Annotated in this window: 22 protein-coding genes and 1 pseudogene; 11 read left to right on the forward strand and 12 right to left on the reverse strand. The window is 73.3% G+C overall.

Annotation, left to right across the window (positions count from 1 at the left end):
* Window positions 1-144: 144 nt before the first annotated feature.
* Both ACYVOO_RS26380 and ACYVOO_RS26385 read left to right on the forward strand, forming a co-directional pair.
* Complete coding sequence (locus ACYVOO_RS26380) at window positions 145-276, forward strand: hypothetical protein (RefSeq protein ID WP_453348586.1); 132 nt, start codon at window positions 145-147, stop codon at window positions 274-276.
* A 351-nt stretch (window positions 277-627) separates the two neighbouring features.
* On the forward strand, window positions 628-1,326 hold the full coding sequence (locus ACYVOO_RS26385; protein ID WP_461018198.1) for a glycerophosphodiester phosphodiesterase: 699 nt from the start codon (window positions 628-630) through the stop codon (window positions 1,324-1,326).
* 29 nt (window positions 1,327-1,355) lie between these two features.
* Here the strand turns inward: ACYVOO_RS26385 and ACYVOO_RS26390 are convergent, their stop codons facing one another.
* Complete coding sequence (locus ACYVOO_RS26390; RefSeq protein WP_461018199.1) at window positions 1,356-1,964, reverse strand: GNAT family N-acetyltransferase; 609 nt, start codon at window positions 1,962-1,964, stop codon at window positions 1,356-1,358.
* Between the two features lie 43 nt (window positions 1,965-2,007).
* On the reverse strand, window positions 2,008-2,697 hold the full coding sequence (locus ACYVOO_RS26395; RefSeq protein WP_461018200.1) for a TetR/AcrR family transcriptional regulator: 690 nt from the start codon (window positions 2,695-2,697) through the stop codon (window positions 2,008-2,010).
* Between the two features lie 123 nt (window positions 2,698-2,820).
* Between ACYVOO_RS26395 and ACYVOO_RS26400 the strand changes: the two genes are divergently transcribed.
* The 6 genes from ACYVOO_RS26400 to ACYVOO_RS26425 all read left to right on the forward strand — a co-directional run bounded on the left by ACYVOO_RS26400 (window position 2,821) and on the right by ACYVOO_RS26425 (window position 7,871).
* Window positions 2,821-3,213, forward strand: coding sequence for a VOC family protein (locus ACYVOO_RS26400; protein WP_461018201.1), 393 nt, complete (start codon window positions 2,821-2,823; stop codon window positions 3,211-3,213).
* A gap of 155 nt (window positions 3,214-3,368) precedes the next feature.
* Window positions 3,369-4,466 (forward strand): terpene synthase family protein, encoded by a 1,098-nt coding sequence (locus ACYVOO_RS26405; RefSeq protein WP_461018202.1) that lies wholly within the window; start codon window positions 3,369-3,371, stop codon window positions 4,464-4,466.
* Window positions 4,467-4,580: 114 nt separating this feature from the next.
* Window positions 4,581-5,258: a DUF5134 domain-containing protein gene (locus ACYVOO_RS26410; protein ID WP_461018203.1), complete on the forward strand. Its 678-nt coding sequence runs from the start codon at window positions 4,581-4,583 to the stop codon at window positions 5,256-5,258.
* A gap of 88 nt (window positions 5,259-5,346) precedes the next feature.
* Complete coding sequence (locus tag ACYVOO_RS26415; protein ID WP_461018204.1) at window positions 5,347-6,285, forward strand: M56 family metallopeptidase; 939 nt, start codon at window positions 5,347-5,349, stop codon at window positions 6,283-6,285.
* Window positions 6,286-6,387: 102 nt separating this feature from the next.
* The gene (locus ACYVOO_RS26420; protein ID WP_461018205.1) at window positions 6,388-7,140 is read left to right on the forward strand and encodes a phosphatase PAP2 family protein; all 753 of its coding nucleotides are present in this window, start codon (window positions 6,388-6,390) and stop codon (window positions 7,138-7,140) included.
* Window positions 7,137-7,871: an HAD family hydrolase gene (locus ACYVOO_RS26425; RefSeq protein WP_461018206.1), complete on the forward strand. Its 735-nt coding sequence runs from the start codon at window positions 7,137-7,139 to the stop codon at window positions 7,869-7,871. Before ACYVOO_RS26420 ends, ACYVOO_RS26425 begins: the two co-directional genes overlap by 4 nt.
* A 57-nt stretch (window positions 7,872-7,928) precedes the next feature.
* Here ACYVOO_RS26425 and ACYVOO_RS26430 read toward each other — a convergent pair whose 3' ends face one another.
* The 9 genes from ACYVOO_RS26430 to ACYVOO_RS26470 all read right to left on the reverse strand — a co-directional run bounded on the left by ACYVOO_RS26430 (window position 7,929) and on the right by ACYVOO_RS26470 (window position 19,812).
* Window positions 7,929-8,438 carry a hypothetical protein gene (locus ACYVOO_RS26430; RefSeq protein WP_461018207.1) on the reverse strand — a complete coding sequence of 170 codons (510 nt, stop codon included), beginning with the start codon at window positions 8,436-8,438 and terminating at the stop codon, window positions 7,929-7,931.
* Between the two features lie 158 nt (window positions 8,439-8,596).
* Window positions 8,597-10,117, reverse strand: coding sequence for an amino acid permease (locus ACYVOO_RS26435; RefSeq protein ID WP_461018208.1), 1,521 nt, complete (start codon window positions 10,115-10,117; stop codon window positions 8,597-8,599).
* A 101-nt stretch (window positions 10,118-10,218) separates the two neighbouring features.
* Window positions 10,219-11,268, reverse strand: coding sequence for a hypothetical protein (locus ACYVOO_RS26440; RefSeq protein ID WP_461018209.1), 1,050 nt, complete (start codon window positions 11,266-11,268; stop codon window positions 10,219-10,221).
* Between the two features lie 335 nt (window positions 11,269-11,603).
* Window positions 11,604-12,959: an NAD(P)/FAD-dependent oxidoreductase gene (locus ACYVOO_RS26445; RefSeq protein WP_461018210.1), complete on the reverse strand. Its 1,356-nt coding sequence runs from the start codon at window positions 12,957-12,959 to the stop codon at window positions 11,604-11,606.
* Window positions 12,956-14,569, reverse strand: a complete 1,614-nt coding sequence (locus tag ACYVOO_RS26450; protein WP_461018211.1) for an FAD-dependent oxidoreductase — start codon at window positions 14,567-14,569, stop codon at window positions 12,956-12,958. Before ACYVOO_RS26450 ends, ACYVOO_RS26445 begins: the two co-directional genes overlap by 4 nt.
* Window positions 14,566-16,011 (reverse strand): FGGY family carbohydrate kinase, encoded by a 1,446-nt coding sequence (locus ACYVOO_RS26455; protein ID WP_461018212.1) that lies wholly within the window; start codon window positions 16,009-16,011, stop codon window positions 14,566-14,568. The genes ACYVOO_RS26450 and ACYVOO_RS26455 overlap by 4 nt, the downstream gene beginning before the upstream one ends.
* Window positions 16,008-17,561, reverse strand: a complete 1,554-nt coding sequence (locus ACYVOO_RS26460) for an amino acid permease (protein ID WP_461018213.1) — start codon at window positions 17,559-17,561, stop codon at window positions 16,008-16,010. Before ACYVOO_RS26460 ends, ACYVOO_RS26455 begins: the two co-directional genes overlap by 4 nt.
* A gap of 66 nt (window positions 17,562-17,627) precedes the next feature.
* Window positions 17,628-18,392 (reverse strand): DeoR/GlpR family DNA-binding transcription regulator, encoded by a 765-nt coding sequence (locus ACYVOO_RS26465; protein WP_461018214.1) that lies wholly within the window; start codon window positions 18,390-18,392, stop codon window positions 17,628-17,630.
* A gap of 217 nt (window positions 18,393-18,609) precedes the next feature.
* Window positions 18,610-19,812, reverse strand: coding sequence for a cytochrome P450 family protein (locus ACYVOO_RS26470; protein WP_461018215.1), 1,203 nt, complete (start codon window positions 19,810-19,812; stop codon window positions 18,610-18,612).
* Between the two features lie 492 nt (window positions 19,813-20,304).
* Between ACYVOO_RS26470 and ACYVOO_RS26475 the strand changes: the two genes are divergently transcribed.
* Window positions 20,305-21,108, forward strand: coding sequence for a TetR/AcrR family transcriptional regulator (locus tag ACYVOO_RS26475; RefSeq protein WP_461018216.1), 804 nt, complete (start codon window positions 20,305-20,307; stop codon window positions 21,106-21,108).
* Window positions 21,109-21,119: 11 nt separating this feature from the next.
* Here the strand turns inward: ACYVOO_RS26475 and ACYVOO_RS26480 are convergent, their stop codons facing one another.
* On the reverse strand, window positions 21,120-22,601 hold the full coding sequence (locus ACYVOO_RS26480; RefSeq protein ID WP_461018217.1) for an LVIVD repeat-containing protein: 1,482 nt from the start codon (window positions 22,599-22,601) through the stop codon (window positions 21,120-21,122).
* 109 nt (window positions 22,602-22,710) lie between these two features.
* Here ACYVOO_RS26480 and ACYVOO_RS26485 point away from each other — a divergent pair, with 109 nt between their 5' ends.
* Complete coding sequence (locus tag ACYVOO_RS26485) at window positions 22,711-23,436, forward strand: DUF305 domain-containing protein (RefSeq protein ID WP_461018218.1); 726 nt, start codon at window positions 22,711-22,713, stop codon at window positions 23,434-23,436.
* A gap of 256 nt (window positions 23,437-23,692) precedes the next feature.
* Window positions 23,693-24,507 (forward strand): annotated as a pseudogene (locus ACYVOO_RS26490) (ferredoxin--NADP reductase domain-containing protein); the annotation flags it as partial.

Below are 24,507 nucleotides of genomic sequence, written 5' to 3' on the forward strand. Positions count from 1 at the left end.
ACCTCCCGTGGTCCTTCCTCACCCACACCCGACTGACAATCCATCCCTAACCACCACAGAACTAACGAAAAACTCAGTAGGACGGAGCCGGAACGGCGAGCCGGGACAGCCCGCGCTCCCCGCCTACCCCGTAAGGGAGTTCACGTGAGCATTCGCGCCGTCGTCCTCGCCGCGCTCATCACCGGTTTCGCGCTGGGGGCCGCGGACACCCGCCCCGACGCCGCGCCGTCCGTCCGGGCACCAGGGCCCGGGCAGACGGCCGTCGCTGGCCGCTAGGGGGCGTCTTCAAGGTCCCGTCCGGGCTGCGACGCCTGGCACGCACACTCGCGACGTTGTCGGTCGTCAGCGCAGCCCTCCCCCAGGCCCTCCGGGCGGGAGGTACCCTCCCCCAGGCCCTGCGGGCTGGGAGGTGCCCCCTGCGCTCTCCTCCCTCCGCCTTGCGATCGCACGCACCAGACTCCCCCAGCTACCGCTGGGAGGTGCCCCCGGCAGCCCCCGGCCCAACGGCCGGACGACGCTACCTTGAAGACACCCCCTAGTCTGGCGGCGCGTACCGGGACGTACCGCCTACCGTCCGTGCCGTTCCGTGCGCGCTACGCCGTCACCGTACGAAAGCGAGAGCGCGTCGTGTCACTGCTCACCGTCGGCCACCGAGGTGTCATGGGCGTCGAGCCCGAGAACACCCTCCGGTCCTTCGTCCGCGCCGAGCGCGAAGGGCTCGACGTCATCGAGCTGGACCTCCACCTCAGCAAGGACGGAGCGCTGGTGGTGATGCACGACGCCGACGTCTCCCGCACCACCGACGGCTCCGGGCCCATCGGCGACTTCACGCTCGCCGAACTGCGCGAGCTGGACGCGGGCGAGGGCGAGCGGATCCCGGTCTTCGAGGAGGTCGTGGACGCGGTGGGCGCGCCGCTCCAGGCCGAGATCAAGGACCGGGCCGCGGCGCGGGTGCTGGCCGAGGTGATCAAGGAGCGGGGGCTGCACGAGCGGATTACCGTGATCTCCTTCCACGACGCCGCCCTGCGCGAGACCCGCGAGCAGCTCCCCGACATCCCCCTCGTGCTGGTCACGGGCAAGTCCACGCCCACGGCCCCCGAGCGCGCCGAGGCGCTGGGCGCGGGCATGGTCTCCTGCGAGCTGCGCAGGCTGGACGCTGAGACCGTCGAACGCTGCCACGCGGCCGGGATCAAGGTCATCAGCTGGACCGTGAACACCGAGGAGGAGCTGGCCCGCGCCCGCGAGCTGCGCCTCGACGGGGTGGTCACGGACATGCCCGCGATCCACCGCGCGGCCGGCAGCGGGAACGGCGCGGCGGGGGCCTGAGCCCAGGCCCGGCACCACGGTCGCCGCGGTCAGCCGAGCCGCTTGACGAGCAGTTCGAAGGCGAGGTCGTCGCGCTGCGGGATGCCGAAGCGCTCGTCGCCGTAGGGGAAGGGCGTCAGCTCTCCCGTACGGGTGTAGCCGCGGCGCACGTACCAGGCGATCAGGTCCTCGCGCTGGAGGATCACCGTCATCTGCATCTCCGTGGCGCCCCACTCGGCCCGCGCGGCGCGCTCCGCCTCGGCCAGCACGACCTTGCCGAGCCCGGCGCCCTGGAGGGTGGGGCGTACGGCGAACATGCCGAAGTACGCGTGCGTGCCACGGTGTTCGAGCTGACAGCAGGCGGCGATCCCGTCCTCGCCCGCGCGCTCGAAGACCAGCAGCCTGCTGTCCGGGTCCTTGACCACGGCCGCGACGCCCTCGGGGTCGGTGCGCTGGCCCTCCAGGATGTCCGCCTCCGTGGTCCAGCCCGCGCGGCTGGAATCGCCCCGGTAGGCGGACTCCACCAGCTCGACCAGCGCGGGGATGTCGGACTCGACGGCCGCCCTGGAGGTCACCCCGGCCGCGTCGGCCGCCCCGGGGCCGCCACCAGGCGTCCCGGCGCGCTCAGGGATCTCGGGGCTCTCCTTGACGTTCTCCATGGCTCACGAGCCTAACCCCGTCCCACGGGTCACCGGTCACCGGTCACCGGTCACCGGAAGGCTGTCCCTCTGCGGAGACGGGGCCGAAGGCGCGCAGGAAGGTGTCGACCGCTGCGCGGGCCCCCGCGCGCAGCTCCGCTTCGGCCACGGGCCGGGTGCCCAGCCGCGAGCGCGTCTCCATGGGCCCGGTGAGCAGCGCGAGGAACTGGCCGGCCGCCACGTCCGGGTCGGCCGCGCGCAGCCCGCCCCCGAGGGAGAGCCGGGCCAGCCGGTTGGCCAGCGCCTCGCCGAGACGGTTCGCGCCGCGCCCGTGCACCGTGTCGAAGAGTTCGGGGACCCGGTGGATCTCCGCGTACAGCAGGCGCCGCAGCGCCCACGCCCGCTCCCCGCCCTGGCAGCGGAGCAGCCGGTGTCCCACGTCCTCCAGCGTGGCGCGCACATCGCCCTCGCCGGTCAGCGCCTCGATCGCGGACAGGCTCTCAGCCAGCGCCCTGTCCGCCGCCGCTGCCATGGCCTCGCGGAAGAGGCCCTCCTTGTCGCCGAGGTGGTTGTAGACGGTGGGCTTGGCCACGCCCGCCTCGGCCGCGATCTCCTTGACGCACGCCTGGTGGTACCCCTCGCGCGCGAACACCGTGAACGCGGCGTCCAGGATCGCCCGCCGCTTGTCGATGCGCCCGCGTGACACGTCCCGGCCGTCACGTGCCCGTACCGCCGTCGTCCTCGCTCCGCTCACCCGGGCAGACTACTGGGCAGGGCGCCCTTCTGTACCGGTGAATCCAATCCTGTGGACGCGGACGGTCACGCGGCTTCGACGTGGGTTCGACGCGGGCACGGGCCCGGCGGTTAGGGTCCGGGCATGGTGCACGTACTGAGCAGCCGCGTACTGCTGCGGCCCACGGACCCCGAGCGGTCCAGGGCCTTCTACGGACAGGCCCTGGGACTCTCCGTCTACCGGGAGTTCGGCACGGGCCCCGAACGCGGAACCGTCTACTTCCTGGGCGGCGGCTTCCTGGAGGTCGCGGGCCGCTCCGAGGAGCCCCCTTCCCCGGGGCTCCAGCTGTGGCTCCAGGTCCCGGACGCCGAGGCCGCGCACGAGGAGCTGAGGGCGGCCGGGGTCGAGATCGTCAGAGAGCCGGTGCAGGAGCCCTGGGGGCTCATCGAGATGTGGATCGCGGACCCGGACGGGGTGCGGATCTGTGTGGTCGAGGTCCCGAGGGAGCACCCGATCCGGTACCGCCCCGGGATCTGAGCCCGGCCGGACCAGCCGTTCACCACCTTCACGCCGTCCGCCGCTCATCGGGGTTCCCTCGGCCGTCCGGGCCGGGGCGTACTGGTGGGATGTGCCCTCGCTCCGTCTCGGAGGAGACGCCCGTACCCACCGCACCCGCCGCCGGGAACGCCCGCGTGGAGCTGCCGGTCCCGCCCGTGCTGTGCCCGTTCCCCTTCTCGTACGACGAAGAGGCCGCGCGCAGGGCGGACGAGGGGATCCTCGCGTGGGCCGGCTCGCTGGGCCTGCCCCCGGAGCGGCGGACGGAGCTGGCCGGCCATCGCATCGGCACGTTCGCGGCCATGACACACCCCGACGCGGCCGACGACGACCACCTCTCCCTCGCGGCCCGCAACATGTACGCCATGTTCGTGGCGGACGACCACTACTGCGACGAGGGGCCCGCAGGCGCCAGCAGCACGTTGTGTCCCGCCCGCCTCGGGAGGACCCTGACCGCGCTGGAGGGCCCCCGGCTGTCCGACAGCGCCGCGGCCGAGGAACTCGTCGGGCCGGACCTCGCGACGCGTGCCCTGCGCGAAGTGGCCCGCCATATGACGCGCCTGGGGACACCGGCGCAGGCGGGACGCCTCCGGCACGAGACGAGCGCGACCTTCCTGGCGATGGCGGGCGAGAGTTCCTGGCGCCTCGCACGGCACCTGCCCGGCCCCCGGGAGTACCTCGCCCATCGGCAGTACAACGGGGCCCTGTCCTGTCTGGCGCTCATCGACGTCACCGGGGGCTACGAACTGCCCGCGCGCGACTGGGAGAACCCCGCGGTCCGCTCCCTGACGCTGACCGCCTCCCTCCTGATCATTCTGGTCAACGATCTGTACTCGGTGGCCAAGGAGAGCGCCGACATCGGCAGCCAGAGCCTGCCCACCCTTCTGTCGGCGCACCACGGCTGGCCCCTCGACCGGAGCATGCGGATCACGGGCGAGCTGCACGACCACCTCATGTGCCACTACCTGCGCCGGGAAGCACAGCTCACCGCGGACACCGCCAACACCGCCGACGTCTCGCCGGAGCAGCCCCGCTATCTGCGCGGGCTGCGGAACTGGATGCGGGGAAGCCTCCAGTGGCACGCCTCCACTGGTCGCCACCATCGGCGCGCGGGCCGCCCCACCCCGGCGACGGACTCCCAGGGCCCCGCCCACGACCGGCTGCGCACCGCCCTGCGGCTCCGGCCGCCCCCGGGCCTCTGCCCGCACTGCCGGGACGGCCGCTCAGCGCCCTGACCCGGCGAGCGCATCGGGGCGGTGCTCCCCCGTTGCGCCCGTGCGCTCCCGTATGACGGGGGTTGCCGGGCACCCTCCCGCCAAGGCGAGGCGGACGAGGCGGGGAGGTTCGCGATGCACGGGCCTGTGACGGTCGGCTGGCTGCTGGTGGCGCTCTGCGCGGCGACGGGCGTCTCCTTCCTGCTGCGGACGAGAGGCGCGCCCCCGGCCCGGCGCGGGGCCGCAGGGAGCGAGGCCCTGATGGGGTTCGGGATGGCGGCGATGGCGCTGCCCGGCGCCGCCGCCGTGCCGCTGCCCCCGGTGGTCTTCGTGGTCCTCTTCGGCGCGGCGGCGGCGTGGGAGCTGGTGCTCGCCCTGGAGGCGCGGGGTGCCCGGCACGGCGCGGCGCACCATCTCCACCACGCCGTCGGCTGCCTGGCCATGGTCTACATGGCGCTCGCGATGACGATGACGCAGACCCCGCACGGCTCCACCGGGCACCACGGCGGCATGGCGGCGAGCGCGGGCCTGCCGTTGCTGACGGGGGCACTGCTCGCGTACTTCGGTGTGTATGTCCTGCGGGCCGGTGCGCGGCTGATGCCCCCGGGGGTGACGGCCGACGGCCTCGCGCTCGGCTCCCCCGGAACGGGGCACGCGCCGCGGACCCGGCCCGTACGTGATCAGCCCGTACGTGATCAGCCCGTACGAGAGACGGCCGTACGAGAGACGGCCGTACGGGATCTGCCGGGGCTCGCGCTGGCGTGCAGGCTGGCCATGGGCACCGGAATGTTCGCCATGCTGCTGACCCTCTGACCCTCTGACGCGCCACGTGTGAGGCGTACGTCACTTCTGCGCGGCGAGACGTACCGCCGCGTAGCCAGGGGCTCATAGTGTGTCGCCCATGATGGTCCCCCTGGCGCTGCTCGTCCTGGCCGGGCTGGCCGCAGCCGTCGCACCCCGCGTGCTCGCCCGCTCCTCCTGGCCGGACCGTGAGCCGGTGCTGGCGCTGTGGGCCTGGCAGTGCGTCGTCGCGGGCGTGCTCCTGTGCTGCGTACTCGCCATGTCCCTGTCCGCCTCCGCCGCGTGGCAGGCCGTCCGGGGCCATGTGTTCGCGCCCGCGCCGCGCGGCGTGGTCGAGGCGTACGGGCTCGGCGCCTACGGGCCGTGGGCCGGATCGCTGGCCGTGCTGCTCGCCTGCGGCGGCGCGTGGACGGGCGCGATGCTGCTGCGCGAGGTGCGGGACGCGCGCGTACGGCGCCGTCAGCGCCGCGCCGAGCTGCGCGAGCGCTCCCCCAGGCTGCCCGGCGAGGAGCCCTCGTCCGGCGACCCGCTGGTGGTGCTGGAGGGCGAGAAGCCGGACGCGTGGTGGCTGCCCGGCACGGCGCCCCAACTGGTCATCACGACGGCGGCCCTGCGACGGCTCAAGGGGCGCCAGTTGGACGCGGTCCTGGAGCACGAGCAGGGGCACGCGAGGGCCCGTCACGACTGGCTGCTGCACTGCTCGTCGGCCCTCGCCGCCGGCTTCCCCCGGGTGCCGGTGTTCGCCGGTTTCCGTGATCAGGTGCACCGGCTCGTGGAGTTGGCGGCCGACGACGCGGCCTCGCGCCGCTACGGGCGGCTGACGATCGCCCTCGCGCTGGTGGAACTCAACGAGGACCGAGGGGTGTTCGGGCCCTGCCCCACTCCCCTGGCCCAGGTGCCCGACCGGGTGCACCGGCTGCTGACGCCCGCGCCCCGGCTGCCCGTCGCGAGCCGTCTGCGAATGACCGCGGTGGCCTCGCTCGTCCCCGTCGTCCCGCTGCTCGTCGCGTTCGTGCCCGGCCTCTCCGCGCTGGGATAGCGCTCCGGGGCTCCTACGGGGCCGCGCGTTCGCGAGCCTTCCGGGCCGCGCGTGTCCGCGCCGGGATGGCCCCCGGGCCCGCGCATGCGTGAAGATCGGTCCATGCACGGTCACGGTCTCCCCCACGGTCTCTCCCCGCCCCCAACGCTCTCCGGACGGCCGCCCGTCGCCCGGTACCTGTGGGCCGCGCTGCCCTTCGGCGCGCTCTCGGCGCTGCTCATCGCCCTCGTGACGACGGGCTGGGCCCCCCTGCTGGAGGCGGACAGACGGGTCGCGGGCGAGCTGCACGAGTCGGCGCTCGCGCACCCGGGCTGGACGCGCGCCAACCGGATCCTCACGGACTGGGTGTGGGACCCGTGGACCATGCGGCTGCTGCTGGCGGTCGCCGTGCTCCGGCTGTGGTGGCGCTCGCACCGGACGCTGGCCGTGTGGGTCGCGGGGACAGCCGCCGTCGCCGCCGGTGTCCAGCAACTGCTCAAGGCGCTCATCGGCCGGGAGCGTCCCGAATGGCAGCACCCCGTCGACACGGCGCACTACGCGGCCATGCCCTCGGGCCACGCGCTCTCAGCGGCGCTCGTGTGCGCGCTGCTCCTGTGGCTGCTGCACCACGCTGCCGTGCGTCCGTGGCTGTGGCGTCTCGCGCTGCCGCTGGCCTGCGTCTCGGTGGCGGGGGTCTCCTTCACCCGGGTCATGCTGGGCGTGCACTGGCTCACCGACGTCCTCGTCGGCTCCCTCCTGGGCATCGGCCTGGCGCTGGCCTCGGTCGCGGGCTGGCACGCGCTCGTGGCCCGCGCACCCGGGCTCGCCGACGCACGCGCGGACGGACGGGACCGGGCGGGAGGCGCTGCCGCATGACGGCCGGAACCCTCGCGAGCGGGGTGCTGTTCGACTTCTCCGGGACGCTGCTGCGCGTCGAGCCCGTCGACCGGTGGCTGCGCGCCGTCCTGGACGCGCACGGCATCCGTACGACACCCGAGGAGTTCGCCGCGCACGCGCAGGCACTGACGGCGGCGGGCGCGCTGCCCGGCGGCCCCGCACCGCGCGCCGTGCCGCCCGCGCTGCGCCCCCTGTGGGACGAGCGCGACCGCACCGGGGAACTCCACCGCGCCGCCTACACCGGGCTCGCGCGCCAGGTACCGCTGCCCGATCCCCGGCTCCACGACGCGCTCTACGAGCGGCACATGTCCCCCGAGGCGTGGCAGCCCTACCCCGACACGGCCGTGGTGCTGCGCACGCTGGCGGGGCGCGGGGTGCCGGTGGCCGTCGTCAGCAACATCGGCTGGGACCTGCGGCCCGTGTTCCGGCACCACGGGCTCGACCAGTACGTCAGCGCCTACGTGCTGTCGTACGAGCACGGCGTACAGAAGCCGGACGCACGGCTCTTCCGCGCCGGGTGCGAGGCGCTGGGGCTCGATCCGGCGCGGGTGCTGATGGTCGGGGACGACGCGCGTGCCGACGGGGGCGCGGCGCGCATCGGCTGCGCGGTGCACCTGGTGCGTCATCTTCCGGTGACGGAGCGGCCCGACGGGCTGCGCCCCGTGCTCGGCATGACGGCGGCCCTGGACCTGGACGCGGACCTGACGTGACCCGCGCCGGGCGCCGGGTCCGGGACGCCCCCGGCCCGAACCCGGGCCCGGCCTCGCTCAGGGCGTGGCCACGTCCGTGTGGATGGCCAGTTTGAACTGGGCGTGGGTGATCGGCGTCTTGATCTTCGCGTCACCGCTGCCGCGTGCCGAGATCTTCAGGCCGAGCGGGATGTCGGGGTGCACGAACATCTGCCACATGTACGCCTTGTACTGGCCGCCGCCCGTCTCGGCGGTGTCCGTGGTCGCCGTCGAGTCGTAGCTGCCGAGCGGATCGCGCACGAAGCGCGCCCGGTACTCGTGCGGCGTGGAGTCCTTCGCCCACTGGACCATGGCCGAGAGCACGCCCCAGCCCTCGTGGCTGGGGTGGATCAGCCCGGAGCGCGGGTCAGGGAAGACGGCGGGGTCGCCGCCGCCCTTGGACGGGTCGTGCATCTTCCACGGGTCGTAGGACTCGTCGTCGTAGGGGAACCTGACGAGGTAGTAGCCGTCCTCGTCGTACGAGACCTTCTGCGCCCCGGGCCCCGATATGCTGTCGTCCCATATGAGCGAGACCACCGCCAGCGACATCGCGTTCTCCCCCTCGTGTCACGTCCGCGCCGCCGCCCGACGGCGACCGCGAGGGAGGGAACGTACCGCAGAGCGGGGTGCGCGAACAGCCGTCGCGGCCCTCCCGTGCCGTTCCGGTTGCGTACGCGTGACGCGTGTACGCGTAGACGCGTCACCCGTCAGACGATGTCCTCGCCCACCAGGTCCAGTTCGCGGTCCCCGCTCCCGCGCGTCGGCGTCGCGTACGCGCTGCGGCCCGCCACCTTCCACCAGACGGTGGCCAGGAGCAGCACCACCGCGAGGGCGACGGGCGCGTAGTTGAAGGAGTTCGCGTTCACCGGGTTGGTCTGCGGGAGGCAGAACAGCACCGTCACGAACAGCACCCACGCCACCGCGATCCAGCCGACGGGCACGCCCCACCGGCCGAGGTTCCACTTCCCCGGGCGGAAGCGGTCGCGGTTCCTGAGCCTGAGGTAGATGGGGATGGCGTAGGCGGGGGTGATCCCGATGACGTTGATGGCCGTGACGGCGCCGTACGCGGTGTCGCTGTAGAGCGACGGCAGGGTCAGCACCGCGGCGACCCCGACCGACAGCCACACCGCGCGCCCCGGCGTGCCCGTGACGGGGCTGACGCGGCGCCACTGCGCGGAGAAGGGGAGGGCGCCGTCGCGCGAGAAGGCGAAGACCATGCGGCTGGCGGCGGCGACCTCCGCGTTGCCGCAGAAGAGCTGCGCCACGATCACGATGAGGAGCAGCAGCTTGGCGCCCGTCAGACCGAGGCTGTCCAGGAAGATCTGGGCCGGTGGCACGCCCGTCGCGCTGTTCTGCGTGCCCGCGTAGTCCTGGATGGCGAAGGTGAGGCCCGCCAGCAGGAAGAAGCCCGCGACCCAGGACCAGCCGATGGCGCGGACGATTCCGCGCGCGGCGCTCACCTCGGCGCCCGTCGTCTCCTCGGACAGGTGCGCGCTGGCGTCGTAGCCGCAGAAGGTGTACTGCGCGAGCAGCAGGCCGATCATGACGACGTAGAGCGAGCTGGACCAGCCCGTGTCGTTGACGAACTCGCCGAAGACGAAGGACGGCGACTGGTGTTGGGAGGGCACCAGCGCCAGCACGCCCACGATGACGGAGACTCCGGCGATGTGCCACCACACGCTGATGGAGTTGAGGACGCTGACCAGCCGGACGCCGAAGAGGTTCAGCGCGGCGTGGAGCAGCAGGATGCAGAGGTAGATCGCCATGACGGTGCCCGGCGTGGGATCGATGCCCCACTGGAGGTTGAGCAGCGCGCTGGTGAACAGCGCGGCACCGTAGTCGATCCCCGCGATGGCGCCGAGCAGGCCGAGGAGGTTGAGCCACCCCGTGTACCAGCCCCAGCGGCGGCCACCGAGCTGGTCGGCCATGTAGTAGAGGGCGCCGGAGGTGGGGTAGGCGCTGGTCACCTCGGCCAGTCCCGCGCCGACGAACATCACCATCAGGCCGACGACGACCCAGCCCCACATCATCACCGCGGGACCGCCGGTGATGAGCCCGAAGCCGTAGAGGGTCATGCAGCCGGAGAGCACCGAGATGACGGAGAAGCTGATGGCGAAGTTGCCGAACGGGCCCATGCGCCGGATGAGGACGGGCTGGTAGCCGAGGTCTCTCAGCTTGGCGTCGTCATCGATGGGCGCTGCTCGACGGGACTTGTGGCTCGGGGGCACCACAGACCTCCTGCGATGTTGCGTGAACGGTGACTCGGATGAGGGGTGCGGGGAGAGAGAGGGGGGCGGGCCCGGAGGCCGAGGGGAGCGGGGGCCGGGGGTCAGGCCGGGGCCGAGAGTGACTGGGCGCGGGCTCTGAGGAACTCCGCCCTCGCCGCCTCCGGGTCGTCCGGGTCGTCGCTCACGTAGCCCCAGGGCTGCTGGGTGAAGTAGGGGCCCAGCGCGGTGAAGACGCGCCCGGCGTCGCGGTGCCAGTGGGCCGCCCAGGCCGCGTGCGCGAGGTAGTTGAGGTCCATGACGGACTGCTGGGCCGGGTCCGTGCGGGCGAACCAGCCGTGCAGCGCGTTGCGGGTGTCCAGGATGATGGGCTCGTGGGCCCAGCGCTGGCGCAGCCAGCGGTCCGCGCTCTGCGCCTCCACCTGACGGCGGAACTGTTCGGCGTACGCGTACAGAGGCAGCACCAGCAGCGGCGATCCGGCGGGTGCCCAGGAGGAGACCCAGCGCATGAAGTCGATGGCCGCCGCGTGCGATCCGTCGGCGCCGGCGGCGCACGCGTGGAGGAAGCGCAGCATGCGGTGGTGTGCCTCGCGGTTGTAGCGGTCGCGCTCGTAGACGCGGTAGAGCAGTCCCCACGGGCCCGGCGGCAGCATGGGCTCGGCCGCGTACTGGCGGTGTTCGGGGCGCACTTGGCGCTCGTCGGCCTGGGCCAGCGCGAGCAGGCAGACCCATGGCACGGGGTCCGTGGGCAGGAGTTCGGCGGCGCCGAGGCAGATCTCGCGTGCCTCGGCCTCCAACTGGGGCGCGCTCGGGTGGCGCTCGCGGTGTGCGCGCAGCGCCCGCTCGACGGCGACCCTGCCCCGCATCACCTGGCAGTTGGGATCGCGGGGCTCCTCCTCCAGCCACGCCTGCACCACCTGGGACCTGGCGGCGAAGACACCGAGCACCTGGGTGCGGGAGGTGCGCAGGGCCCAGTCGCTCCCGGTGCTCTCCAGCAGCGCCTTCATGCCCATCCAGCGGCCCACCCTGACCTCTTCCACCACCTGGCGGAGGGCCGCGTCGAAGCCGGACGGGCTGTAGACGGGGCGGAAGTTGTCGTGCTCGTTGCGTATCCCCCTGGGTGCCATCAGCGCCGCCGTACGTACCGCGGGCACGTGCGGACGGAGGTACGCGGCGGGGGCGGTGGTACGGCGTACGTTCTCACAACAGGTCCTCAACGGAAGGCGGGGCACGAGAGCCGGCCGCTCCAGCCCGGTGGTCAGTCCGGTGGTCAGTCCGGGCGGGCGGAAGCGCAAGCTCCAGGTGTCTGACGAAAACCTAACGCGCTGAGATCACCTGGTTCCAGAGGGACAGTTGATGTTCTTGTATCGTCCCGGCTCTCCTCGGGGTGCTATGACGCCGCTTTTCGCTTCTGCGACGTTTCCGCCGTAGCGTGCCGCCGCTCCGACCGCCTCAAATCTCCCTCAGATCCGCCTCCAGCCGTCTCCGGTCAGCCCTCCAGTCCGACGTGTACGGGCCCGCCGTCCGGGTCGTGGCCCGCGAGGAGCCGCCACGGCACCCGGAAGACCCGCCCCGGCGCGGCGGGCCACGGCGATCGGTGCCGGGCGAGTACGCGCCCGTCCTGGCGGGCCACCACGCGGGGGAAACGCGCCGACTCCCCCGTCCACAGCAGCAGATGCCCGCGCGGCGGTGCCGGGTCGCCTGGCCGCAGGAGCCCCGGCGCCACCCAGCGGAAGGGCGCGTCGGCGAGCACGGGCACGCCCGTGCTGCCCGATGAAGCGTCACCGTCCCCGCCCCAGGGGCAGCGCTCGGCACCGGCGAGCCACTCCGTCACGCGGTCGGCGGCGTGCCTGCCGTCCAGGGCCGCGACATCGGCCGTGTCGACGGGGTGCAGCACATTCCCCGCCGCGAAGACACCGGGCCTGGAGGTGCGCAGCGCGGTGTCGACGAGCGGCCCCTTCGTCCCCGGGTCGAGGTCGAGCCCGGCCTCGCGGGCGAGTTCGTGGTCGGGGATCCAGTCGCCGGTGAGGACGAGGGTGTCGCAGTCGACGGTGCGGCGCGCGCCGCTCCCGGTGTGCTCGATCTCCACGGCGCTCAGCCGCCCGCGCCCGATGACGCGGGTGACGCGCGTGCGGGTGGCCACCGGCACCCGGAGCAGGGCGCGCCCGGCGAAGGTGAAGGCCGCGTAGGACTCGGGCGTCGGCTGGTGCGTGGTCATCAGGGCTGTGCGGCAGCCCGCCGCACGGAGGGTGAGCACGGCCGACCAGCCGACGGCCTCGGCGCCGACGACAACGGCGCGGTGTCCGGGGCGACGCGCGTGGAGGTGGACGAGGTTCTGCAACTGGCCCGTGGTGTAGACGCCTTGGGGCCGGTCGCCCGGGATGAGCCGCGCGGCCCTGGGGCGTTCGCGTGCCCCGGTGGCGAGGATCACCGCGCGCCCCTCGGCCCGCAGCCGCCCCTCGGGGGTGGTGACGTCGAGGGTGCGCACGTCGCTCCAGCCGGTGACGGTGGCCTCCGTGCGGATGCGGGCGCCCGCACGCAGGGCGCGCTCGGCGAGCCCGCGCGCGTACGCCGGACCCGTCTGGAAGCGGCCGAGGTCGCGCATGCCGTAGCCGGGGTGGTCGCTGTGCCGGGGGATGCCGCCGGGCGCGGCCTCCCGGTCCAGCACGAGGACCCGTCCTGGGCCCAGCCGCTCGGCGAGCCGCGCTGCGGCGGTGAGCCCTGCGGGGCCCGCGCCGACGATGACGACGTCGTGGCTGAGCGTCTCCGTTACGTCGGCGGTGAGGGGAGCTTGGGAGCCGTGGGAGTCGTCGGAGCCGTGGGGTTGGCGGTGCGGTGTGGTCATGCGGGTGCCTCCCCGGGTGCGGTGGCCGCCGGTTGGGGCGCGGGCGCGGCGCAGTGGCCCCGCTCTCGTGACGGCGCGCCCTGTCCTTCGCGTCGCGCCGCGAGCCCGTCGTCCAGCAGTGCCTCGACCCTGGCGCCGCAGTAGAAGCCCTGGCAGCGCCCGTTCATGGCGCGTGTGCGGCGGCGCAGCCCGTCGGTCCCCGCGGGCGGCAGTGGCGAGGCGCAGGCGTCCCGGATCTCGCCCTCGGTCACCCGCTCGCAGAAGCAGACGACGCGCCCGTACGCGCTGTCCCGCGCGATACGGGCCTGGTCCTGGTACGGGCGCACGCCCGCCTCTCCGATGTTCGGCATGCGGGGCGGTGCGGGCAGCCCGGTGCGGGGCTCGGCCCTGAGCCCGGCCGTGGTGAGCAGTTCGCGCACGTGCTCGGCGATGGCCATGGAGGCGCTGAGGCCCGTGGAGCGGATGCCGCCCGCGACGAGGTAGCGGCGCGCGGGGTCGGCCTCGATGAGGTAGTCGCCGTGGTCGATGGCGGCACGCAGACCCGCGTAGCTGGCCGTGACCTCCTCCTCCAGCAGTCGCGGCATGAGCCGCGCGCCCTTGGCGAGCAGGAAGTCGAACCCGGCCTCGGAGGTGCCGGTGGCCTCCGGGTCGTCCAGGTCCTGCGCGGTGGGCCCGAGCATCACGTTGCCGTAGATCGTGGGGCTGATCAGCACGCCCTTGCCCCGCGAGGAGGGCACAGGCAGCACGATGCTGTTGGCGAGGGGACGCGCGAACTTGTCGTAGACGAGGAGTTCGCCTCTGCGCGGGGTCACCCGGAAGCGGCTGTACCCGAAGAGGCGGTCCAGCTCGGCCGAGGCGAGCCCCGCCGCGTTGACGACCCAGCGCGCGGCGACCTCGCCGTGCGGGGTCCGCAGCACGGTGACCCCGGACCCGGTGTTCGTCGCGCCGTCGTCCCGGTCTCCCCGGTCTTCCCCGCCGTCCCCGTCCACGCCCGTCACCCGGTGTCCCAGCAGCACACGCGCACCGCGCGACTGGGCCTCCGTCGCGAACGCGAGGGTCGTCGTCCAGGGGCAGATGATCGACTCGTCGGGGACGGTGAGCCCGCCGAGCACGCCCTCGCCGAGCGCGGGGAGACGGCGGTACACCTCCTCGGCCGTGACCTCCCGGCAGTGGGCGTAACCGTTCTTCGCCGCCTTCTCGCGCAGCGCGGGCAGCGCGTCCAGTTCCTCCCGCGTCCAGGCCACGAGCAGCGCCCCGGTGCGCTCGACGGGGATGCCCGTCGCGCGCGCGTAGTCGGACAGCAGCGCGTAGCCGCGCCGCACCAGGCGGGATTCGAGGGTGCCGGGGGTGGCGTCGAAGCCGGTGTGGAGGATGGCGGTGTTGGCCTTGCTGGTGCCGTTGCCGACGTCGTCGTGCGCGTCGAGGAGCGCCACCGACAGGTCGTGGCCGCTCAGTTCGCGCGCGATGGCGCAGCCGACGACGCCCGCGCCGATGACGGCGACATCGTGCACCGCGCCCTCGTGGACGGCGGGTCCCTCGGGGTCCGCGGGGTCCGGCGGGTCCGGGGAGTCCTGCGCTCCCCCGGACCGTGACGTGCTGTGGGGGTTCATGGTGCTGCGGGTTCCTCCGGGGCGAGTGCGGCGGATGTGACGGCGTGCCGCCAGCGGGCGAGGTGTTCCGCGGCGCGCTCCGCTGACCAGCGTGGTTCCACGGTGCTGCCAGGGGACCACGCGGGCACGGCCTCCTCCAGCGTCAGCCCCGGGTCCGTCGCGAGCCGCGCGAAGGCGACGGCGCCCAGCGCGGTGGCGTGCGCCGAGGGGTAGACGTCGACGGGGACCTGCGCGAGGTCCGCCTGCGCCTGCACCAGCGTGCGGCTGCGCGTCAGGCCGCCGTCCACGCGCAGCCGCCGCAGCGGCTCGCCCAGATCGCGCTCGACGAGCGTGGCCAGCTCGGCCACCTGCGCGGCGATCCCCTGGAGCACCGCGAGCACCAGGTGGCCGCGCCGCGTGGACAGGCTCATTCCGGTGAACGCGGCGGTGGCGTCGGGCCGCCACCAGGGCGCCGCGAGACCGGCGAGCGCCGGCACGCACAGCACCCCGGCGGCCTCGTCAGCGGCCACCTCGTCCAGCTCGGAGGGCGCCCCGACGAGGCCCAGGTCCTGGAGCCAGCGGACGGCCGAGGCGGCCGTGTAGACCTGCCCGTCGACGCAGTACGCGGTCTCCCCGCGCACCCGCCAGGCGACCGACGAGGTCAGCCCGGAGGCGGAACGCAGCGCCCGAGAGCCCGTGTTGGCCAGCAGGAAGGCGCCGGTGCCGTAGGTGCACTTGGCGGTGCCCGGGGTGAGGCAGCCCTCGGCGAGCAGCGCCGCCTGCTGGTCGACGGCGAGCCCGGCGACGGGCACGGGCGCGCCGAAGGCCGTCGTCGTGCCGACCGTCTCGTCGCAGTCGGCGATCCTGGGCAGCTCGGCGGGGTCCACGGCGAACAGCCCGGCCAGTGAGGGATCCCAGTCGGCCGCGTCGAGGCCGAGCAGGAGGGAGCGGCTGGCGGTGGACACGTCGGTGACGTAGGCGCCGGTGAGCCGGTGCAGCAGCCAGGTGTCGGTGGTGGTGACCACGCCCTCGCGGGTGACGTTCTCGCGCAGCCAGGTCATCTTGGGCGCGGAGAAGTACGGGTCGAGGACGAGCCCCGTACGCCGTGCGACCCACTCGCGGTCCGCCTCTCTGGCCCGGCAGACGTCCTCGGCGCGCCGGTCCTGCCAGACGACGGCGGGCGAGAGCGGCCGTCCGGTGCGCCGGTCCCAGGCCAGGACGGTCTCGCCCTGGTTGGCCAGTGCCACGGCGCCCAGGGTGGGGCGGCCCGCGCGCTCCAGGGCCGCGCGGCCCGCGTCGAGCACGGACTGCCACAGCGCCTCCGGGTCCTGCTCGACTCCCCCGCCCGGCAGGTACTCCGGGGTGACCGGCGCCTCGGCGACGGCGAGGATCTCGTCGTCGGGGCCCACCACCAGCGCCTTGGTCGCCGAGGTGCCCTGGTCGATGGCGAGGACGACGGTCACAGCGCGTCCGCCTCCACGCCGGGCTCGCTGGTCAGTTGCTCGCGGCGGGTCACCCAGACGACGGCGAAGACGACGGCGCCCAGGACGAGCGTGGCGAAGGCGTAGAGCTGCGCCTCGCGGAAGTCGTCGGGGATGGTGAAGACGCACAGTTCGACGACGAGCCACAGCACGGCCCCTGCGACGACGGGCTTCTCCCACTTGCCGAGCCGGAAGTCGTCCTCGCGCGGGGTGTACTTGCGGCGGGTGGCGATGAAGAGGGCGACGGTCCCTGCGTAGAGGATGGCGGGCATCAGCGTGCCCGCGCTCAGCAGTTGGGGCAGCGCGTCGGGGTTGGTGCCGAAGACGGCGACGATGGCGACCGACGAGGCAGCGACGGTGGCGGTGGCCCAGGTGGGGCCGCCGGTGGGACGCGGCACCCTGCTGAGCACGCCGGAGAAGGGCAGCCGTCCGTCGCGGGCCATGGCGTGCACCAGGCGGCTGTTGCTGACCATGATGACCAGCCCGCAGGCGAAGATCGCGACGCAGACGACGACCAGCATCGCGGAGGCCGCGACATGTCCGAGCGTGCTCTCGATGATGTCGGCGACGGGGGCCGAGCTGTCGGTGAGCGCGGCGACCCGGTCACCGGCGCCGACGGTGATCACGATGAGGAAGAGCATGCCGATGGCGCCGCTGAGCAGGATGGCCCGCACCATGGCGCGGGGCACGACCTGCTTGGGGTTGTGGGTCTCCTCGGCGAGGTTGGCGGCGGACTCCCAGCCCACGAGGGTGAAGGCGCCCAGCAGCGCGGAGAGCATGAACGGGCCGAGGAAGGAGAAGTAGCCGGAGGCGGGCGCGGCCCCGTAGGAGCCGAGGTTGCCCCAGTCGCCGTCACCGGTGAAGATCACGGCGCCCGCGATCAGCAGCGTCAGCCCGATCATGGCGATGACCTCGGCGCCGACGGCCATGTTGTTGACACGGGTGGCGAGGGGCGTGGACCACATGATCAGCGTCATCTGGAGCAGCAGCACGACGATGGTGCCGACGGCGCCCGCCGTCGCCGTGTACTCGATGCCCAGCAGCGGGAAGAGGGCGACCTGCGTCAGCCCGTAGTCCACCGCGACGACGACGATGGCGAGGAACGCGAAGGAGACCCAGCCGAACCACCAGCCGAGCACGGGCGAGGCGAGGCGGCTGGCCCACTGGTAGCTGTACCCGGAGAGCGGGATGCGGCTGGCGAGCATGCCGTAGACGAGCGCTACCAGCGCGGTGCCCACGGTCACGACGGGCCAGGTCCAGATGCCCGCGGGGCCGCCGTAGCCGAGGACGGTGCCGTAGGTGGTGAAGAGCCCCGTGGTGATGGAGATGAAGGAGAAGGCGACGGCGAAGGACTCGAAGCGGCTGAGGGTGCGCGCGAACTGCCGCTGGTAGCCCGCGTGCCGGATGCTCGCCTCCGCCTCGGCGGAGCCGGGGTCGGGCGGCGGCTCGACGGCGGACGCGGGGGCCGCCTCGGCCTGGGGCGCGGCGGGCGGCTCGGGCGGGGTTCCGGCCTGACGGGGCTGCTGCTCCATCGGGGCTCCTTACCGGACGTGGGGAGGCGGGGACGTGAGGGACACGTGGGGGAACGTCATGGGGCGCTATCCGACGATGAGCACTCCCCCCGCCCGCTCCACCGCGGAGCGGAGCCCCTTCGGCGGCGGCGCGTCGGTGATGACGCCGCCGAGTTCCCCGAGGCCGCACACCCGGTGGGGCGCGACGCGGCCGAACTTCGTCGCGTCCGCGAGCACATAGCTGGCCGCGGCGCCCGCGATGATCGCGCGCCGCGGGGCGATCTCGTCGAGGTGGAAGTCGGTGAGGCCGCGCTCCGCGTCGATGCCCCCGGAGCCGAGGAAGGCCACATCCGCGTTGATGTCCGCGAAGAACGCCCTGGCGCGCTCGCTGGAGCAGGCCAGGTCCCCGGCCCGCAGCCGCCCGCCGCTGACCAGCACCTCGACCCGTGGCCGCCCGGCGAGTTCGGCCGCTGCCAGCAGGGAGCAGGTGGCGACGGTGCCGTGGAAGTCGGCGGGGAGCGCCCTGGCCACCTCCAGGGCCGTGGTGCCGATGTCGATGACCACGGTCTGCCCTGACCGTACGAGACCGGCGGCTGCGGCGCCGATGGCCTCCTTCGCCGCGCGCGCCGTGTCCAGGCGCTCCTCGAAGGACGCCTCTTCGCCCGAGGCCGGGGGCGGTCCGGTGGCGCCGCCGTGCACCCGTACGAGGACGCCCTGGCCCTCCAGGGTCACCAGGTCCCGGCGGACGGTCTCGGGCGAGACCTCCAGGCTGCGGGCCAACTCCTCGGTGGAGACGACGCGTTGTCGCGCGAGCGTGAGCCGGATGCGGCGATGACGCTCAGCGGGGAGCACCGTTGACCGTTTCCGTGGACTCTTCTGCGCGCATGTGGAAAATCTTGGCGACGGGCCGCGCGCGGCGTCAAGAGACCAGGGCGCGAAGGGAGTTACGGATGTGTTGCGGCCGGCGCGATGGGTCCGTCATCGGCCCTCATATGCGCACACCGCCGACAGGACCCCCGTGCCTGTCGGCGGTGTGCGCCCGCGTTCAGCGGGCCCGGCGGCTCCGTGGTCACCAGCGGACGGGAAGCGTGCGCAGCCCGCGCAGCAGGCTGGGCCGCCACTCGGGTGCCGGGGCCTCCTCGTCGGCGGCGAGGCGGGGGAAGCGCTCCAGCAGCGCGGGCAGCGCGACGGAGGCTTCGAGGCGGGCGAGCGGGGCGCCGAGGCAGTGGTGGATGCCGTGGCTGAAGGCGAGGTGGGCGCGGTTCGCTGCCGGGTCGCGGTGGATGTCGAAGCGGTCGGGGTCTTCGAAGCGCTCCGGGTCGCGGTTGGCGGCTGCCAGGCAGAGCACGACGCGTTCGCCGCGCGGCAGCGGCGTGCCGGCGAGGGTCAGCGGCTCCGACGTGTAGCGGTAGGCGGCGATCTGCGACGTGGGCTCGTAGCGCAGCGTCTCCTCGATCAGGCCCTCCATCAGCGCCGCCCGTGCACGCAGCGCGGCGAGCTGGTCCGGGTGGCGCAGCAGCAGGTGGACGGCGCCGGAGAGGAGGTTGGCCGTCGTCTCGTGCCCGGCGACGAGCAGCAGGAAGGCCATGCCCAGGAGTTCGTCGGGGGTGAGGCGGTCGCCGTCCTCGTCGTGGGCGCGGACGAGGGCGTGCAGGAGGTCGGCGTCCTCGCCCGGCTCGGCGCGCCGCTTCTCCTCGATCAGCCCGGTGAGGTAGCCGCTCATGGCCACGGCTGCCGCCGCCGCTGCCTCCTGGTCGTGGAAGGCGACGATGTCCCGCGACCAGGCGCGGAACGCGTCGCGGTCCGGCGCGGGCACGCCGAGGAGTTCGCAGATGACGGTGATCGGCAGCGGGTACGCGTAGGCGTCGACGAGGTCGGCGCGGCCCGCCGGTTCCATGGCGTCGAGGAGGCCGGCGGCGACGCGCGCGATGCGCGGGCGCAGGCCCTCGATGCGGCGCGCGGTGAACTGGCGGGAGACGAGGGTGCGCAGGCGTGTGTGGTCGGGCGGGTCGGCCTGGAGCATGTTGCGGCCGATGGCGTGACCGCCGTCGCTGTCGAACTCGGCGGAGTGCCGGATGTCGTTGCGCAGCCTGGGGTCGGCGAGCGCGGTGCGGACGGCGTCGTGCCCGAGGACCATCCGGACCGCTTCCCCGCCGGGCATCAGCACGCGCTGGACCGGGCCCTGGGCGCGCAGGGCCCGGTAGACGGGATAGGGGTCGGCGAAGAAGCCGTCGGTGCCTGTGGTGAGCGGGGTGATCCGGTCGGTGCGCATGGCGGGCTCCTGGCTCCTGAGAAAGCGGGCAAGCAAGCGGGGACAAACGGGGAACGGCCCCCGTTTCGCTGCCACGACGGAGCCTAGCAAGAAGTGGGGAGCAGTCCACACTTTCCCGGCGGACGGCGTCGCCCGATCCATCCGCGCACGGTCTTGACGGGAGGGGGCGAACAGCGCGTCACTGGACGCTAAGCGGAAGCATTTCGGCCGGATCCGGGCGTGCACCGTCGGGCAGCCGAACCGCCCGGCGTACGCGCCGCGCACGGAGACGAACGGGAACGGCCCGGCGGCGACGAAGGAGCACGGGGGCCGTGACGACGGGAAACGCCGGGCCGGGGCCACGAGAAGTGACCGGTATGGGCGATCCCCCGCGTCGCCCATACCGGCGGCCCGCACCGGGCGCCGCGACAAAGAGGCGCGCGCCCGAAATCATGCTGAGTACAGTGGCGCTGAGTATATTGGCTGCGAGCCAGTCAACGCAGGAGTTACAGCATGTCCCCTCGGAGCGCATCGGTCAATGAAGAGTTGCGCCGACGCTCGCGCGAACGCCTGCTCCAGGCGACCGTCGATCTCGTCGGTGAGCGCGGCTACGAAGCGACCACGCTCGGGGACATCGCCGAGCGCGCGAGCTCGGCGCGCGGCCTGATCTCGTACTACTTCCCCGGCAAGCGCCACCTCTTCCAGTCCTCCGTGCACCGGCTGATGCACCTCACCCTGGACGAGGCGCTGGAGCGCCCGCCGCGGCCCGAAGGGGCCCAGGCGGGACGGGAGTCACTGGCCCGCGCCATCGACGCGATCCTGGGCCTGGCCCGCGACCGTCCCGTCCTGATGCGTGCCCATATGGCCGGGATCCTCCAGCAGGAGGGGTTCGTCCAGTGCGACGAACAGCAGCGCCTCGCCCACCTCCTGCACCGCACGGTGCGCAGGTTCGGCTCCCCCGATCCGGACACCGACTACCCGCTGCTGCGCGCCCTGCTGATGGGCGCCGTGGTGGCCGTGCTGCTGCCCGGCGCTCCGATGCCGATCGCGCGGCTGCGGGCCGAGCTCTTCGCGCGCTACGGGCTGGACTGGGAGCTGGGCGTCCCGCCGGAGGAGAATCCGCCCGGCGGGACGCGGCAGTTGCCGGAACGCGTGACGGCGTCACCGGCGCCGGTTCCGAGTCCGGTGCCGAATCCGGGCCCGAGCCCGGTTCCGGGCCCGCTGTCCGAGTGCGTGCCCGAGAGGCTGGCCGGGCCCGGCGCGGACGGCAGCCCGCGGCGGCTCGTCGAGCCGCCGGGGCTGCCCGGCCAGCGGTAGGCCCGGTCCGGTCAGCGGTAGGACGGCTGGGTCTGGACGTTCAGCTCGTCCAGGCGTACGCGCTTGGCGCCGTCGGTGCGCTTGTCGTCGAGGCGCAGGACGTCGAAGCCCTTGGCCATGTCGTTCGCGTAGATGTGGCCGTTGTAGTAGTACGCGGACCAGGCGCCGCCGGTCCTGAGAGTGGTGTCGGACAGGGGGCCGCGCTCGAAGTAGGCGATCTCCTTGGGCTTGGCCGAGTTGGTGAAGTCCCACACCGAGACGCCGCCCTGGTACCACGCCTGGACCATGATGTCGCGGCCCTTGACCGGGATCAGCGAGCCGTTGTGGGCCACGCAGTTCTCGGTCTCCGCCTGGTGACGGGGGATCTTGTAGTAGGCGCGGAAGGCGAGTTCGCTGCGGTCGCCCTTGCCCTTGATGTCGTAGATGCCGTCGGCGCCCTTCTGGTCGCCGGTCTTGGCGTCGCAGGTGGCGGCACCGCCACCGCCCAGTTCGTCGGTGAAGACGACCTTGTCGCCGCGCTGACTGAAGGTGGCCGAGTGCCAGAAGGCGAAGTTCTCGGTGTCACGGACCCGGTCGATGACGCGCGGCTCCTCGGGGTCCTCGATGTCCAGCAGGATGCCGTCGCCCATGCAGGCGCCCGCGGCGATCTTCTTCTCCGGGAACGCGGTGATGTCGTGGCAGCCGGTGGTCTTGCTGTTGCTGGGCTTGGCCGGATCGCCGTCGTAGCCCCCGTCGGGGAACAGCACGGGGAAGTCCACGACCGCCGCCTTGGCGGGCGATTTGCGCGGCACCTCGATGACGGAGATGCCGTCGTGGGGCGGCTGGCAGTCGGGGAAGGTCTCACTCGGGGAGTACGAGGAGACGTAGACGTAGACGCTCTTGCGCTCGGGCACCAGGGTGTGGGTGTGCGAGCCGCAGGCCGTCTCGACGGCGGCGACATAGGCGGGGTTCCGCTTGTCGCTGATGTCGAAGATCTTCATGCCCTCCCAGGAGTCCTTCTCCGTCGCGGGCTGCGTCGTACTCGCGCAGGAGTCGTCGCTCCGGGAGGAGTCGGTGGAGAGGAACAGCAGGTTGCCGGAGACCGATATGTCGTTCTGCGAGCCCGGGCAGAGCACCTGGCTCACGACCTTGGGCGACGCGGGACGGCTGATGTCGTAGACGGTGAACCCGTCGTAGTTGCCCGCGAAGGCGTACTTCCCCTGGAAGGCCAGGTCCGAATTGGTGCCCTGGAGCGCGCCCTTGGGGAGGTTCTTCAGATGGGTGATGTTGTCGCTGTGGACGACCTCGTCCACACCGGGGACCTCGCCGCTCCTGATCGCGGCCTCGGTCTCGGCCCTGTCCCGCTCGGTCACCCGCTCCCGCTGTTGCGGTGAGTCACCCGGGTCGGGAATGGCAGCCGCCGGAGAGGCGGCGAAGAGCGCGGCGAGCAATCCGAGGACGGCCACTCCCGTACCGAACCGCCCGCGTCCTGCGTAGGGTCTGTGCGACGACACTGCGTACCTCCTTGATCCGCCGGTCACCGTTCATGGTTGAACGGTTCGCGGATGCGGGAAGTATGACGCTCAACATGAACATAACAACAGAGCGCTCCTGGAGGACCGCGTGACCGAAGGCCCTGGACCGCGCCCCGGAGGCCGCGGGGAGAGACCCCTCGCCGCCGCCCTCCTGACGCTGGCCCTCGCCCTGGCGCTCCCCGTCCTCGCCGCCTGCGACAGCGGGCAGGAGCGCGACGGCGCGGAGGGCGCGGGGAACCGCGGCGAGCAGTCCGTCGTCGCGCCGGGCAGGCCCGGCGAGAAGGCGAAAACGCTCTCCCCGGACGAGGCGAAGGAGGCGGGCGGCGCGGAGACCGAGCCCAACACCGCCGACTTCCGCTATGTCCGCGACATGATCGCGCACCACCAGCAGGCCCTGACCATGACGCGCCTTGCCGACGAGCACGCCGAGGCGAAGAAGGTGCGCCGCCTCGCCGAACGTGTGGCGGCCTCCCAGGAGCCCGAGATCGGCGCCATGCGCGGCTGGCTGAAGGTCAACGGGGACGAGGGCGGCGACGGCGACCAGCACAGCGACCGCCAGGGCCACGCCCACGGCCACGATCACGCGAAGATGCCCGGCATGGCGACCGAGGCCCAGCTCGACCGCCTGCGCGCGGCACGGGGCGACGACTTCGACGCCCTGTTCCTCTCCCTGATGACCGCCCACCACGAGGGCGCGGTCACGATGGCCACCGATCTGCTGTCGGCGGGCAACGACGTGCGCGTGGAAGAGATGGCGACCGACGTCGTCGCCCAGCAGAAGGCCGAGATCGAGCGGATGCGCAAGCTGCGCTGAGCTTGCGCGTGAGCCCGCTCGACGCGGGACGCGTGTGGCCGTCGAGAGGTACGGGGCACAAGGGGAAGGGTGCGTTCCCGTGGGCAGCGCGTGCACTCCCGTCCGCCGCCGTGCGGTGCGATGCTGGAATCCCGGCGGAAGGAACACTGCCGTGTCCACAGCGCCCCCGGAACCCCGCAGGACCGACACGCCTCCCGGCACGCTCCGCGTCGCCGTCGTCGGCTCGGGCCCCAGCGGCGTCTACACCGCGCAGGGCCTGGCGGCGCGGGAGGAGGGCCCGCCGGTCGCGGTGGACGTGCTGGACCGGCTCCCCTGTCCGTACGGGCTCGTGCGCTACGGCGTGGCACCGGACCACGAGAAGATCAAGTCCCTCCAGAACAACCTGCGCACGGTGCTGGAGCACCCCCGGGTGCGGTTCCTCGGCAATGTCGAGGTGGGCTCGCGTGACCACCTGTGTCCGGCGGAGCTGCTGCGGATGTACCACGCGGTGGTCTACTGCGTCGGCGCCGCCACCGACCGGCACCTCGGCATCCCCGGCGAGGAGCTGGCCGGCAGCCACTCGGCGACGGAGTTCGTCTCCTGGTACAGCGCCCACCCGGACTCGCCGCCGGACGCCTTCCTGCTCCCCGTCAGCTCGGCCGTGGTCATCGGCGTGGGCAACGTCGCCGTCGACGTCACCCGCGTACTGGCCCGCGCGGCGGACGAGCTGCGCCCCACCGACATGCCCGAGGGCGCCCTGCGCAGCCTGACCGCGAGCACCCTCGCGCGGGTGTCCATGGTCGGGCGGCGCGGCCCCTCGCAGGCCAAGTTCACCACCAAGGAGCTGCGCGAACTCGGCGCCCTGGCGGGCACGGAGGTCCGCGTCCGCGCCGACGAGCTGTCCCCCGACCCGTACTTCGCCGCCCCGGCCCCGCTGCCCGCCGCCGCGCGGCGCAATCTCGCGGTGCTGCGCGAGTGGTCCGAGCGGGCGGGGTCCGAGGGCGCGGGTGCGGAGGCGGGGGCGGGGGCGGCGCGCGCGATCGAGCTGCGCTTCTATCTGCGCCCGGTGGAGATCCTGGGCGACGGCTCGGG

This window comes from Streptomyces daliensis (assembly GCF_054782395.1).

Bases quoted from the DNA above. Each gene is read 5' to 3' on its own strand.
- ACYVOO_RS26415 (WP_461018204.1), top strand. From the start codon at position 5,347: ATGATGGTCCCCCTGGCGCTGCTCGTCCTGGCCGGGCTGGCCGCAGCC.
- ACYVOO_RS26410 (WP_461018203.1), top strand. From the start codon at position 4,581: ATGCACGGGCCTGTGACGGTCGGCTGGCTGCTGGTGGCGCTCTGCGCG.
- ACYVOO_RS26390 (WP_461018199.1), bottom strand. From the start codon at position 1,964: ATGGAGAACGTCAAGGAGAGCCCCGAGATCCCTGAGCGCGCCGGGACG.
- ACYVOO_RS26460 (WP_461018213.1), bottom strand. From the start codon at position 17,561: ATGGAGCAGCAGCCCCGTCAGGCCGGAACCCCGCCCGAGCCGCCCGCC.
- ACYVOO_RS26400 (WP_461018201.1), top strand. From the start codon at position 2,821: ATGGTGCACGTACTGAGCAGCCGCGTACTGCTGCGGCCCACGGACCCC.
- ACYVOO_RS26475 (WP_461018216.1), top strand. From the start codon at position 20,305: ATGTCCCCTCGGAGCGCATCGGTCAATGAAGAGTTGCGCCGACGCTCG.
- ACYVOO_RS26470 (WP_461018215.1), bottom strand. From the start codon at position 19,812: ATGCGCACCGACCGGATCACCCCGCTCACCACAGGCACCGACGGCTTC.
- ACYVOO_RS26450 (WP_461018211.1), bottom strand. From the start codon at position 14,569: ATGAACCCCCACAGCACGTCACGGTCCGGGGGAGCGCAGGACTCCCCG.
- ACYVOO_RS26425 (WP_461018206.1), top strand. From the start codon at position 7,137: ATGACGGCCGGAACCCTCGCGAGCGGGGTGCTGTTCGACTTCTCCGGG.
- ACYVOO_RS26420 (WP_461018205.1), top strand. From the start codon at position 6,388: ATGCACGGTCACGGTCTCCCCCACGGTCTCTCCCCGCCCCCAACGCTC.
- ACYVOO_RS26430 (WP_461018207.1), bottom strand. From the start codon at position 8,438: ATGTCGCTGGCGGTGGTCTCGCTCATATGGGACGACAGCATATCGGGG.
- ACYVOO_RS26445 (WP_461018210.1), bottom strand. From the start codon at position 12,959: ATGACCACACCGCACCGCCAACCCCACGGCTCCGACGACTCCCACGGC.